7 protein-coding genes and 1 tRNA gene are annotated in these 13,623 nt (G+C 63.9%); 2 read left to right on the plus strand and 6 right to left on the minus strand.

Annotated elements, in window-relative coordinates; all coding sequences use genetic code 11:
- Window positions 1-12 precede the first annotated feature (12 nt).
- The 3 genes from AC3WR3_RS04155 to psrA form a co-directional block, all read right to left on the minus strand.
- Window positions 13-3,075, minus strand: a complete 3,063-nt coding sequence (locus tag AC3WR3_RS04155) for an efflux RND transporter permease subunit (RefSeq protein ID WP_492291243.1) — start codon at window positions 3,073-3,075, stop codon at window positions 13-15.
- A gap of 163 nt (window positions 3,076-3,238) precedes the next feature.
- Window positions 3,239-5,563 (minus strand): acyl-CoA dehydrogenase, encoded by a 2,325-nt coding sequence (locus tag AC3WR3_RS04160; protein WP_492291244.1) that lies wholly within the window; start codon window positions 5,561-5,563, stop codon window positions 3,239-3,241.
- A gap of 47 nt (window positions 5,564-5,610) precedes the next feature.
- On the minus strand, window positions 5,611-6,264 hold the full coding sequence (psrA, locus tag AC3WR3_RS04165) for a TetR family transcriptional repressor PsrA (RefSeq protein WP_025327582.1): 654 nt from the start codon (window positions 6,262-6,264) through the stop codon (window positions 5,611-5,613).
- 463 nt (window positions 6,265-6,727) lie between these two features.
- Between psrA and AC3WR3_RS04170 the strand changes: the two genes are divergently transcribed.
- Window positions 6,728-7,468: a phosphatase gene (locus AC3WR3_RS04170; protein ID WP_492291245.1), complete on the plus strand. Its 741-nt coding sequence runs from the start codon at window positions 6,728-6,730 to the stop codon at window positions 7,466-7,468.
- Between the two features lie 86 nt (window positions 7,469-7,554).
- Window positions 7,555-7,630 (plus strand) — tRNA-Thr (locus tag AC3WR3_RS04175).
- Window positions 7,631-7,813: 183 nt separating this feature from the next.
- On the opposite strand, the gene AC3WR3_RS04180 is transcribed toward AC3WR3_RS04175, so the two are convergent.
- Genes AC3WR3_RS04180 through AC3WR3_RS04190 form a run of 3 tightly spaced genes read right to left on the minus strand, consistent with a single transcriptional unit; the run spans window position 7,814 to window position 13,582 of the window.
- Window positions 7,814-9,229 (minus strand): efflux transporter outer membrane subunit, encoded by a 1,416-nt coding sequence (locus AC3WR3_RS04180; protein ID WP_492291246.1) that lies wholly within the window; start codon window positions 9,227-9,229, stop codon window positions 7,814-7,816.
- Window positions 9,222-12,371: an efflux RND transporter permease subunit gene (locus tag AC3WR3_RS04185; protein ID WP_492291247.1), complete on the minus strand. Its 3,150-nt coding sequence runs from the start codon at window positions 12,369-12,371 to the stop codon at window positions 9,222-9,224. Before AC3WR3_RS04185 ends, AC3WR3_RS04180 begins: the two co-directional genes overlap by 8 nt.
- 17 nt (window positions 12,372-12,388) lie before the next feature.
- Entirely contained in the window at window positions 12,389-13,582 is a 1,194-nt protein-coding gene (locus AC3WR3_RS04190; protein WP_265436618.1) for an efflux RND transporter periplasmic adaptor subunit, read from the minus strand.
- Between the last annotated feature and the right edge of the window lie 41 nt (window positions 13,583-13,623).

Below are 13,623 nucleotides of genomic sequence, written 5' to 3' on the forward strand. Positions count from 1 at the left end.
TAAGCTCCTTGCTCAGGCCCGCTGGCGCAGGGGTTGTGGGATCTCCGCCTGCTCCCCGAGACGGAGGAAGGCGGGTAACAGGATCAGGGTGAACAGGGTGCTGCAACTCATGCCGCCGACGATGACGGTGGCGAGCCCCCGGTAGATTTCGCTCCCCTCGCTCGGGCTCAGCATCAGGGGCAGCATGCCAAAGATGCTGGTGAGGCTGGTCATGGCGATGGGCCTCATCCGGCTTTGCAGGGCATCGGCCACCGCCGACTGGCGGCTCAGGCCGTCCCGCTCCGCCATCCGGGTCTGGTGCACCAGCAGGATGGCGTTGTTGACCACCAGCCCCAGCAGGATGACGAAGCCGATGATGGTCAAGAGATCCATCGGCAGCGGCACCAGGAGGCCGCTCAGGTGCAATGCCAGCACGCCGCCCACCGAGGCGAGCGGCAGGGTGAGCAGCACCAGCACGGCATCCTTGAGGGAGGCGAAGACCCCCCACAGCAAGATGAGCAGTATCATCACCGCAAACAGGAAGATGCTCCCCAGGTTGTCCAGCGCCTGCTGCAGGCTGTCGGCATTGCCGGCGACCCTCAGCTCGCCACCGGCGGGCAGCAGCGGCCGGATGGCGGCAAAGCTCTTGGTCTGCAGGGTCTCCAGCACCTGCTCCATGCTCATCCCCTCAGGCGGGGTGATCTGCAGGCTGATGCTGCGCCGCCCGTCGGCCCGAAAGATGCTCTCAGGCCCGAGGCCGGGCTCCACCCGCAGCAGCTCGCCGAGGGGGACGATGCGCCCGGACGGCGTCGCGAGCGGCACCGCCTTCAGCTCGTCCGGGTTGGCGGAGGCCTGACCCATCAGCAGGATGTCGAGCCGCTCCTCCCCGTCGAAATACTCGCCGACCCGCAGGCCGTCGCCGAAGGTCTGGATGATGGCGGGCATGGGGCTGCGATCCCAGCCCACCTCGGCCAGACGCCTGTCCTGGGGCACCAGCCGCAATTCGGGGGCGGTGAAATCGAGCCCGGGCTCAGGCCTTATCTGGGCCCCCGGCAAGTCCCGCTGCACTATGGCCATGCTCTGCCGCGCCGCCTGATAGAGCGCCGGCAGCTCGCCCCCCTGGATCAGCAGTGAGATGCCGTTCTCGCTGTCGAAGCCGCCAAACAGGGAGCCCTGACCACCGAAGGCCCGGGTATCGGGGATCCCCACCAGCAGCTGTTTCATCAGGAGCTGCTCCAGCGCCTTGATCTGACTCTCCTCTTTTGGCCGCACCCCGATCTGGGCACCGCCCGGGTAGCGCAATATGTAGTAGTTCTTGAGGGCCGGCTCCTTCTCCCCCTTCATGTAGGGATCGAGGCGGGCGATCAGGGTGTCTATCACTTCTTCGCGCTGGGCCTTGAGGTTGACCCCTGGGGTGAAGCTCATCCACACATCGATGGCGTCACGCTTCACGTCCGGCAGGTAGTTCATCTTGGGCAGCAGCAGCCAGCTGGCCAGCACAGGCCCCGTCATCATCAGGGCGATGATGGCCCAGCGCCGGGGGGCCGTGCCGGTCCAGCGGATCAGGTGGCGGGTGATGCGCTGCCACTGGCTGTCATAGGGATCCAGCAGCCGCTCAGACCCCATCCAGCGCGCCGCCACCGCCGGCAGCACTGTCACCGCCACCACCATGGAGACGGTGACGGCGCAGGCGATGGTGAGCGCCAGGTCTGCGAACAGCTGCCCCTCCACGTCGTTGAGCAAGAGTACCGGCAGGAAGATGGCGACCGTGGTCAGGGTGGAGGCCACCAGGGCGGTCCACACCTGCCGGGTGCCCGCCAGCGCCGCCTCGGCCTTGTTCAAATCCCCCCGCTCGTGGCGCCGGTAGATGCTCTCCAGCACCACGATGGCCGCATCGAGCACCATGCCGACGGCAAAGGCGATCCCCGCCAGGGAGATGATGTTGAGGGTGCGGCCCATCACCTTGAGCAGGCAGAAGGTGAGCATGATGCTGATGGGGATGGCGATCGCTATCATCAGGGTCGCCTTGAGCTGGCGCAGGAAGACCCAGAGGATGGCGCAGGAGAGCAGCACGCCGAGCCCCAGGTTCGCGGTCACCATGCCCACCGCCCGGTTGATGTAGAGGGAGGCATCGAACGACTGCTCCATGTGCAGCCCGACCGGCTCCAGCACCTCCCGGTTGAGCTCCTCCACCTTGGCCTTGATCCCCTCCAGCGCCGCCAGGGCATTGGCCCCGCTCTCCTTGAAGATCTGCGCCGCGATGGCGGTATTGCCGTTCTGGATGCGCAGCACCGGGTTCTCCTCCCGGGCCAGCCTCACCTCGGCCACATCCCGCAGATAGATGGGCAGGCCGTCCCGCCAGTCCACCACCTTGTCCCCCAGGGTTGCCACATCGTAGCGACCGGCGAAGCGCAGCTTGTACTCCCAGCGGCCGATGTCGAGGGTACCGGCAGAGACATCCCAGTCGGTGGTTGCCCGGCTGGCGAGCACGGGGATCTCCACCCCCAGCTCGGCGGCGCGATAGGGGTCGAAGCGGATCTGGATCTGGCGCTCGTTGATCCCCTCCACCTCCACGGTCGATACCCCGGGGATGCGCTCAAGCTCCGGCTTGACCCTCGCCTCGATCAGCGCCTGGTGATCGTCTATCTCCCCCTTGGCGCCAGGCAACTGCTGGATGAAGAAGAAGGTCAGGGTGTCGTTGCTGCTGTAGTTGTTAACGTAGGGACCGCCGATGTTGTCCGGCAGGCCGGAGACCCGGTTCAGCCGCGAGATGACGTCGAGCTGGGCCCGCTGCATGTCGGTGCCGAGGGCAAACTCCATGTCGATCTCGGTGAAGCCGGGGTAGCTGTTGCTGGTGAGGCTCTTGAGCCCCTGTACCCCCTGCATCTCCTGCTCGATGGGGTCGGTTATCTCCGACTCCATCTCCTGGGGCGAGGCCGAGCGCCAGTCCACCGAGATGTTGAGGTGCGGGCGGTCAATGTCGGGAAACAGCTGGACTGGCAGTCCCCGGATGCTGAGCAGGCCCAGCAAAAAAATCAGCACGACCGAGACCGCCACCCAGATGGGGCGTTCGATCGCCGTTTTGGCGAGGTTCATTCACTCTTCCTGAGTTTGTTGTTGTTGGCCATTCCGCTGGCCTTGCTTCCTGCCCCAAGGGTGGGGGCCATTGCATTTAACTGGAATTAATCGAGGTTGTAAATGCCTGGTTAACAAACAAAAAAACCGGCCACATGGGCCGGTTGTCGGTTCACTCTCGGGGTCAGGCGGCGTGCACGACCGGGTTCGGTTGAGACAGGCCTTCCAGCTCGCCCGGGGCGAAGTTGTCCACCTGGATCGCCTCGTAGCGCAGGGCATCGGCGGCCAGCAGCTTGTCGGCCTCCTCCTTGCCGAGGATGGACTGGGACAGGGCCGCGGCCACCAGCTCCGGCAGGGCCATCTTGCGAGGCAGCTTGCCCTCTTTCTGGGCCTGCACCAGCTTCTTCTCGATGGGCTGCACCACCACCATGGCCTGGAAGGCGCGCTCCATCAGACCGACAGGGTCAGCGTCATCCTTGCCCACGTAGCAGAGCGCGGTCAGGCGGTCGCGGAACTCCCCCGGCGTCATCATGGCCAGACAGATGGCGTGGCAACGCTTGTCTGCCGGCATCTTGTAGCCCACGCCGAACGGGAACACCACCCGTTTGAGCACGGCGCCCACCACCTTGTTCGGGAAGTTCTGGAAGAAGCCCTCGAACGCCTTGCCGATGAGGTAAAGGTTGCGCTCCACCGCGTACTGCACGAACGGCAGATCCGAGACCATGCGGCCCTGATCCTCGTAGTGCTTGAGGGTGGCGGAGGCCAGATAGAGGTGGCTCAGCACGTCACCCAGACGGGCGGAGATCATCTCCTTGCGCTTGAGATCGCCACCCAGCATCAGCATGGAGACGTCGGCACACAGGGCCAGCCCCTTGCTCATGCGAGAGAGCTGCTTGTAGTAGCGAGCGGTTTCCCCTCCCACGGGGGCATTGTTGAACTGCCCCAGGGTCAGCCCCTGGAACAGGGCGCCGAAGAAGTTGCCGGTGCCGAACGCGATGTGCTTCATCAGCAGGGCGTCAAACTTCTCGAGGCCACGCTCCACGTCGGTGTCGGCGGCTGCTTCCAGCTCGGCAAACACGTAGGGGTGGCAGCGGGTGGCACCCTGCCCGAAGATCATCAGGTTGCGGGTCAGTATGTTGGCCCCCTCCACCGTGATGGCGACCGGAATGCCCATGTAGGCGTAGCCGGTGTAGTTTTTCGGGCCGAGCTGGATGGCGCGACCGGCGTGGATGTCCATGGAGTCGTCCATCACCTGGCGCGCCATTTCGGTCATGTGGTACTTGGAAATCGCGGTGACGATGGCGGGTGCCTGGCCGAGATCCAGGGAACCTGCCGTCATGCGACGTGCCCCTTCCAGCTGGTAGGTGAGACCACCGATGCGGGCCAGCGCTTCCTGCACCCCTTCAAACTTGCCGATGGACATGCCGAACTGCTTGCGCACATAGGAGTAGGCGCCCACGGTGCGGCTCGCCATGTGGCCACAGGCGGTGCCCAGGGCAGGCAGCGAGATGCCGCGACCGGCGGAGAGGCACTCCACCAGCATGCGCCAGCCGCGGCCGGCGTAGTCCGGGCCGCCGATGATCCAGTCGAGCGGAATGAACACATCCTTGCCGAAGGTCGGACCGTTCAGGAACGCCAGCCCCATGGGGTAGTGGCGATCGCCGACCCGCACACCCGGGTGGTTGGTGGGGATCAGGGCACAGGTGATGCCGATCTCTTCCTTGTCACCCAGCAACTTGTCCGGATCGTACATCTTGAACGCCAGACCCAGCACGGTGGCGCGGGGCGCCAGGGTGATGTAGCGCTTGTTCCAGTTCAGGCGAAGCCCGAGGACCTCCTCCCCCTTGTACATGCCCTTGCAGACGATCCCCTTGTCCGGGATGGCGCCCGCATCCGAGCCTGCTTCCGGACCGGTCAGGGCGAAGCAGGGTACTTCCTTGCCGTTGGCCAGCCCCGGCAACCAGAAGTCCTTCTGGGCCTGGGTGCCGTAGTGCATCAGCAGCTCACCCGGGCCCAGGGAGTTCGGCACCATCACGGTGACCGCCACGCTCAGGCTCTTGGTGGCGATGCGAGTGACTATGGTGGAGTTGGCAATGGCCGAGAACTCGCGGCCGCCATAGGATTTCGGGATGATCAGGGCGAAGAAGCCTTCCTTCTTCAGGTAGTCCCAGACCGGCTCCGGCAGGTCCTTGGTCTCGTTGACGATCTTGAAGTCGTCCACCATGGCGAGCAGGGTCTCGACCTGATTGTCGATGAAGGCCTGCTCCTCGGCGCTCAGGGTCGCCTTGCCGTAACCATGCAGTTTCTTCCAATCCGGGTTGCCGCGAAACAGCTCGCCATCCCACCAGACGGAGCCGGCTTCCATGGCCTCCCGCTCGGTGGCCGACAAGGGCGGCAGTATCTTCTTGAAGATGCCGAACACGGGACGAGTTACCACCTTTTTACGGATGGCGGGCACGCCGAGTACCACGGCTATCGCCAGCACCAGCAGGACAAGCAATGTGATCATACCGAAGTTCCTTCTATTTCACTGTTTCCGTTGATTATTGTTAGGTGTTACACGGCCAGGGAGAGCCTGGTCGACTCCACGGGCGCCCCGACACCGGACGCCAGATAAGGAATAACGTTGCGCACCAGCCCTTCCACATCGAGCTGCTGGCCAAAATCGGCCTGGGCGATGTCACGCAGGGCATCGGCGGAAGCCATGGTGAACACGACTGTGCCCAGGGTGAAGTGCAGGCGCCAGAAGAGATCCGCCGGCGACAGGGCCGGGTTGGCCTTGGAAATCGCCTGGGTGATCCCGTGCAGGGTCGCCCCATAGTGGGTGGTGATGAAACGGCGCAGGTGGCCCTGACTGTCGATGTAGCCGCGCCCCAGCAACTGCATGAAAAGCGCCGGGCCGTTGGCCCGCACCGCCACCAGCTTCATCAGGGGATCGACGAAGCTCTCGAACACCTGCAGCAGGGTCAGCTGCTCCTGCACCATCAGGGTCTGCAGCCGCGCATCCAGCGCCGGCATGAAGATACTCAGGTAACGATCGAGCACCGCCTGGATCAGCTCCTTTTTGGAGCCGAAGTGGTAGTTGACCGAGGCCAGGTTCACATCGGCCTCGCTGGTGATCAGACGCAACGAGGTATCGGCGAATCCCCGCTCGGCAAACAGCACCTCGGCGGCATCGAGAATACGGTTTTTGGTATCGATTTTACTCACTGGACACCTCACTTAAACGAATGTTTAAAAAGTACGTTTCACGCCCAGTCATGTCAAGAGAATGTGAACAGGTGTTGGCGAAATGTTTTCAACCAAAAAAGCGGGAACAAGATGGGAACTTAGCGGCCAGGCCGGACTCTATATCTATGCCACTGCAATTAAACATTAAGTCTCGCCCAACTTGCGCCATGCTAGTTGGGCATTTTTTTATCCGGATGGCGGCGAAGATTGCGGGCGAAAAAAAACCGTCGCAGGGGCGACGGTGGGGAAAAGTGAGTCGAATCATCCAGTTTCGACTCATCGATGAGAGTTCAGGCTTGCATCGATGGGGCTATGCTCGCAGACAAAGGTGGTCAGACTTTGTCAGTCCTGGCGTAATTTGTGACAAAGTATGGCAAGCCGCCACATGGCCCGAGTCCGCCAATTTTGCTATGCTGGCGCCTCATGCCAGAGGGGAGAGAAGATGAAGTATACGGTCGATACCCACACGCACACCGTCGCCAGCACCCACGCCTACAGCACCCTTCACGATTACCTGCCCATTGCCAGGGCCAAGGGGATCAAGCTGTTCGCCACCACGGATCACGGCCCCGACATGGCCGATGCCCCTCACTTCTGGCACTTCGTCAACCTGCACGTGCTGCCGCGGGTGGTGGACGGGGTCGGCATACTGCGCGGTATCGAGGCCAACATCAAAAACATAGACGGCGAAATCGACTTCCCCGAGCGCTACGAGTCGCGCCTCGACATGATCATGGCCGGCTTCCATGAACCCGTGTTTCCTCCCTGCGATCAGGCAACCCATACCCAGGCCATGATCAACGCCATCAAGAGCGGCCGGGTCGACATGATAAGCCACCCGGGCAATCCGGCTTTTCCCATCGACATCCAGGCCGTGGTCAGGGCCGCCGCCGAATACAGGGTGGCGCTGGAGATCAACAACTCCTCCTTCAGTCACTCCCGTCCGGGCAGTGAAGGCAACTGCCGCGCCATCGTCGAGGCGGCGCGCGACCTCGGTGCCTATCTCACCTTCGGCTCAGACTCCCACGTGGCCTTCAGCCTGGGGGATTTCGACCACTGCCACCGGCTGGTGACCGAGGCCGGCTTCCCCGAGGAGCGGATCCTGGCGCGCTCCCCCCGCGCCCTGCTCGCGTTTCTCGAGAGCCGTGGCCGCGCCCACATTCCGGAATTCGTCGATCTCTGAAGTGTGCCCGTAACTCCATGAGCAGGCTCATAAAAACAGTCCGGGCTCATTGACTTGCCTGCACATTTTCGGGAATCTAGGGACAAGCCGGTGTAGCTCAGTTGGTAGAGCAGCGCATTCGTAATGCGAAGGTCGCAGGTTCGACTCCTGTTTCCGGCACCAGACATAGCAAGGCTCGCAGCGATGCGAGCCTTTTTCTATCTCGGTCTGGGCAAGCCTGGCGTTCGCGAACCGGGCCTGCGCTCGGCAGCGAAGTGTCCAGAAGAGGCGGCCATTTACACATAAAAACGGGGCGAACCCTGCGGTTCGCCCCGTTTTGTCACATTGTCAGCAACGGATGAGAGACTAGCCCTGCCCTTCGGAGGCCGCCGGGGCCTCCTTGGGGGCCTGCCAGCCACCGCCGACCGCCTTGTAGAGGGCGACCTGGTTGCTGAGCTGGGCCAGGCGGGTGCTGATCAGCCCCTGCCGCGCGCTGAACAGGGAGCGCTGGGCATCCAGCCTCGTCAGATAGCTGTCCACCCCCTGCTCGTAGCGGAACTCCGCCAGCTTGAAGTAGGTCTGGTTGGCATCCACCAGATCCTGCTGGGCCTGCAGCTGCTGCTGGTAGTCCGCCTGGGCGCCGAGGGTATCCGCGACCTCCTTGAAGGCGGTCTGGATGCTCTTCTCGTAGCTCGCCACCGCCTGCTTGGTGCCGACCTCGGCCACGTCCAGATCCGCCACGCGCTTGCCACCGTCGAAGATGGGCAGGTTTATCTGGGGCATGAAGGTCCAGGTGCCGGTGCCGCCGTCAAACAGCCCGCTCAGCTGGTTGCTGGCGGTGCCCGCCGTCGCGGTGAGCGAGATGGTCGGGAAGAAGGCGGCACGGGCCGCGCCGATATTGGCATTGGCCGCCTTCAGGCTGTGCTCCGCCGCCAGTATGTCGGGCCGCTGTTGCAGCAGGCTGGAGGGGGCCCCCACCGGGATCGGCGCCAGCTTCACCTCGGCCAGGGTCGCCGGTTGCCCTTCCAGCACCGGCACTTCTGTGCCGAGCAGCAGGGCCAGACCGTTTCTGTCCTGTTTCACCTGACGCTGGTATTGCGCCTGGCTGACCCGGGCGTTCTCGAGCGCGGTGCGCCCCTGCGCCAGCTCCATCTCGGAAGCCGCTCCCAGCCGGTACTTGTGCAGGGTCAGGGCATAGCTCTCCTGCTCGGTCGCCAGCGTCGCCTGGCTCAGGGCCAGCAGCTCCTGATCCGCCAGCAGGGTGAGATAGGCATTCGCCACCGAGGCGATCAGCGCTATCTGGGTGCTGCGCTGGGTCTCGATTTGCGCCAGGTAGTTCTCCAGCGCCTGATCTTTCAGGCTCTGGATCCGGCCAAACAGGTCCAGCTCATAGGCGGTGATGCCGATGTCGGCGCCGTACTGGCTGCTGATGCTCCCCTGCCCCGTGCTGCTGAGATCGTCGGATCCCTGCTGACGGGTGCCGGAGCCGCTGGCGGCCAGGGTCGGCAACTGGGCCGCCCGCTGGATCCGGTATCTGGCCTCATAGGCCTCGACGTTGAGGGCCGCGAGCCGCAGATCCCGGTTGTTCTCAAGGGCGGTGTCGATCAGCTTTTGCAGCGCCGGATCGAGGAACTGTTGCTGCCAGGGCGCCAGCGCCCCCTGGGTGGCGAGGTTCTCTTGCCAGGAGGCGCCTTGCGGCACCTCGGGGCGTTGGTAATCGGGGGCCATGGAGCAGGCCCCCAGCAGCAGCGTCACACTCAGGGCGACCAGGGTCTTAGTCATGTTGGGTCTCCTTGGTCAGCGCGGCGCGCTCCTCGGCTGAACTCTGCTTGGTGAAGTAACGCATCACCAGCACGAAGAAGAGCGGCACGAAGAAGATGGCCAGCACGGTCGCAGTGATCATCCCCCCCATGACGCCGGTGCCGATGGCGTTGCGGCTGCTGGCGCCGGCACCTGTGCTTATCACCAGCGGCAAGACGCCGAGGATGAAGGCGAGGGAGGTCATCAGGATCGGGCGCAGACGCTGGCGGGAGGCTTCCACCACCGCATCGCCGAGCTTCATCCCCTTGTCATGGAGCTCCTTGGCGAACTCCACGATCAGGATGGCGTTCTTGGCCGAGAGCCCTATGGTGGTGAGCAGGCCTACCTGGAAGTAGACGTCGTTCTCAAGCCCGCGCAGGGTAGCCGCCAGTATGGCGCCCAGTACCCCGAGCGGCACCACCAGCATGACGGAGAACGGAATGCTCCAGCTCTCGTACAGGGCCGCCAGACAGAGGAAGACCACCAGCAGGGAGATGGCGTAGAGCGCCGGCGCCTGGGAGCCTGCCTGACGCTCCTGGAAGGAGAGCCCGGTCCACTCGATGCCGATGCCTTCCGGCAGCTGTTTCACCATCTGCTCTATGGCCGCCATGGCGTCACCCGTACTCTTGCCCGGCGCCGCTTCACCGACTATCTCCATGGCGGAGACGCCGTTGTAACGCTCAAGACGGGGCGAGCCGAAGCTCCACTCGGTGCTGGCGAAGGCGGAGAAGGGCACCATCTGGCCCGCGCTGTTGCGCACGTACCACAGCTTGAGATCCTCCGGGTTCATCCGGAAGGGGGCATCCGCCTGCAGGTAGACCTTCTTGACCCGGCCTCTGTCGACGAAGTCGTTCACGTAAGAAGAGCCCCAGGCCGCCGACAGGGTGTTGTTGATGTCGCTGATGGAGAGCCCCTGGGCCAGCGCCTTCTCGTAATCGATCTTGATGTCGAGCTGGGGAGTGTCTTCCATCCCGTTCGGGCGTACCCGCACCAGGTTGGGATCCTGCGCCGCCATGCCGAGCAACTGGTTACGAGCCTGCATCAGCTTCTCGTGCCCCAGACCACCGCGGTCCTGCAGGAAGAAGTCGAAGCCGGTGGCCGTGCCGAGTTCCGGTATGGGAGGCAGGTTGAAGGCGAACACCTGTGCCTCCTTGATGCTGAACAGATAGCCCATGGCGCGGCCAATGATGGCGTTGGCACTGCGCGCTTCCCCCTGACGCTCGCTCCAGTCCTTCAACTTGATGAAGGCCATGCCGCTGTTCTGGCCGCTACCGGCAAAGCTGAAGCCCGCCACCGTCAGCACCGAATCGACGTTCTCCTTCTCGTTCTTGAGGAAGTAGTCGCGCATGTCGGCCAGCACCACCTCGGTACGCTCCTTGGTGGCCCCCACCGGCAGCTGCACCATGGACATGATGACCCCCTGATCCTCTTCCGGCAGGAAGGAGGTGGGCAGGCGCATGAAGAGCACCGCCAGCACCGCCAGCATGGCCACATAGATAATGCTGTAACGGGTCCCCTGCTTGATCACCTTGCGCACGCCGTTCTGGTAACGGTTGGCGTTGGTGTCGAAGAAGCGGTTGAACCAGCCGAAGAAGCCGCGCTGGGCACCGAACTCCCCGTGTTTCATGGGCTTGAGCAGGGTGGCACAGAGCGCCGGGGTCAGGATCAGCGCCACCAGCACTGAGAGCACCATGGCCGAGACTATGGTGAGGGAGAACTGGCGATAGATGGCACCGGTCGAGCCGCCGAAGAAGGCCATGGGCACGAACACCGCCGACAGCACCAGGGCGATGCCCACCAGGGCGCCGGTGATCTGGGTCATGGACTTGCGGGTCGCTTCCAGCGGGGAGAGTCCCTCCTCGCTCATCAGCCGCTCCACGTTCTCCACCACCACGATGGCGTCATCCACCAGCAAGCCGATGGCCAGCACCAGACCGAACATGGTCAGGGTGTTGATGGAGAAGCCGAAGGCCGCCATGACCCCGAAGGTACCGAGCAGTACCACGGGCACCGCTATGGTCGGGATCAGGGTCGCCCGGAAGTTCTGCAGGAACAGATACATGACGCAGAACACCAGGAAGATGGCCTCGATCAGCGTCTGCACCACCTCCTCAATGGAGATCTTCACGAACGGCGTGGTGTCGTAGGGGTAGACGATCTCCATGTTGGCCGGGAAGTACTCGGAGAGCTCACCCAGCTTGGCCCGGACATGCTCGGCGGTGTCCAGGGCGTTGGCACCGGTCGCCAGCTTGATCGCCACCGCCGCCGTGGCCTGGCCGTTGTAGAGCGCGGTCGCGTCGTAGTTTTCACCGGCGAGCTCGACCCGGGCCACGTCCTTGAGCAGCACCTTGGAGCCGTCCTGGTTCACCCGCAGCAGTATGTTGTTGAACTCCTCCACGGTGGAGAGCCGGGTCTGGCCCATGATGGTGGCGGTAAATTGCTGATCGCTCACCGCAGGGGTGCCACCCAGCTTGCCGAAGGCCACCTGGGCGTTCTGGGCCTGGATGGCGGCCTGCACGTCGGCCGGGGTCATCTGCACCCGGTTGAGCTTGTGGGGATCGAGCCAGACGCGCATGGAGTACTGGCTGCCGAACAAGGTGATGTCACCCACCCCGTCCAGACGGCTCAGGGGCTCCTTGATGTTGGCCACCACATAGTCCGCCAGGTCATCGTTGGTCATGGTGCCGTCGGTGGAGATGAAGGCGGCCACCATCAGGAAGCTGCTGGAGGTCTTCTGGACCCGCACGCCCTGCTGCTGCACCTCTTGGGGCAGGAGCGACATGGCCTGCTGCAGCTTGTTCTGTACCTGCACCTGGGCGATGTCGGGATCGGTACCCGGCTTGAAGGTGAGGGTCACGCTGACGTTGCCGGAAGAATCCGACTGGGCAGACATGTAGAGAAGGTGATCCAGCCCCGTCATGTTCTGCTCGATGATCTGGGTCACCGAGTCTTCCACCGTCTTGGCGGACGCCCCCGGGTAGCTGGCGGAAATGCCGACGGCTGGCGGGGCTATGGTCGGGTACTGGGCGACCGGCAGGCCTATGATGGCCATGGCCCCGGCCAACATGATCACCAGGGCAATCACCCAGGCGAAAATGGGTCTGTCTATGAAAAATCGTGCCATGAGGCGACTACTCCATCCTACTGCTTGGTGACCTGGGTCTGATCGGCTTGTGCTGTCGTGGTGGTGCTGGTGCGCTCAGCGGGCGCCACCAGGGCACCGGGTTTGACCTTCTGCAGACCGGCCACTATCACCTTCTCGCCGGCATCGAGGCCGGACTCCACCACCCAGCTGTCGCCAACCACGCGGCTGAGCTGCACTTCCCGCAGCTCGACCTTGTTGTCCGCGGTCACCACCATGACGGTGGCACCGCCTTTCGGTGTGCGGGTCACGGCGGTCTGGGGCACCAGCAGGCCTTGCGGGCGCTCCCCCTCCTGCAGGGTGGCGCGCATGAACATGCCGGGCAGCAGCAGATCATGGGGGTTCGGGACCAGGACCCGCAGGGTCACCATGCCGGTGGTCTCGTCCACTGTCACGTCGGAGAACTGCAAGGTCCCCTGCTCGCCGTACTGGCTGCCATCTTCCAGCTGGAAGCTGACCTTGGCGCCCTCCTGCTGGCCCTGGGTCAGCTTGCCGGCGGCGACCTGGCGCTTGAGGCGCAGCAGATCGGCGGTGGACTGACGCACGTCCACGTACATGGGATCGAGCTGGGAGATGGAGGTGAGGCTGTCCGCCTGCTGGGCGGTGACCAGGGCACCCTCGGTCACCGCAGACTTGCCGATGCGGCCGCTGATGGGGGCGGTGATCCTGGTATAAGCCAGGTTGATGTTGGCGCTCTGCAAGGCGGCCTTGGCGGCCCCGATCTCGGCAACCTGCTGCTTCCAGGCCGCGTCGGCGTCGTCATACTCCTGACGGCTGATGGCTTTCACCTTCACCAGCTCGGCATAACGCTGGGCCTTGAGGCGGGCGCTCTGCTCGTTGGCCTGCGCCTTGGCCAGATTGGCCTTGGCACTGGCGACGGCGGCCTGATAGACGGCGGGATCGATCTGGTACAGCAGCTGGCCGGCCTTGACGTCGCTGCCTTCGGTGAACAGGCGCTTGAGGATGATGCCATTCACCTGGGGGCGCACCTCGGCCACCCGCAGGGGGGCAGTGCGGCCGGTGAGCTCGGACATGAGTTGCAGCGGTGCGGCATGGAGGGTGACCACGTCCACGGCGGCAGGCGGCATCTCGCCCGCCCCTTGCCCGGCCTCGCCCTTGTCGCCACAACCAGCCAGCAGGCCACTTGCCAACAAGGCAAGGCCCACCGAACGTGCGAGAATGTGTTTATGCATGGAGTTTCTGAGCCTCTGTTTCAAACAAAAAAAACCACAAA

It is taken from the genome of Aeromonas sp. EU05-FHT14A05 (genome assembly GCF_058791175.1).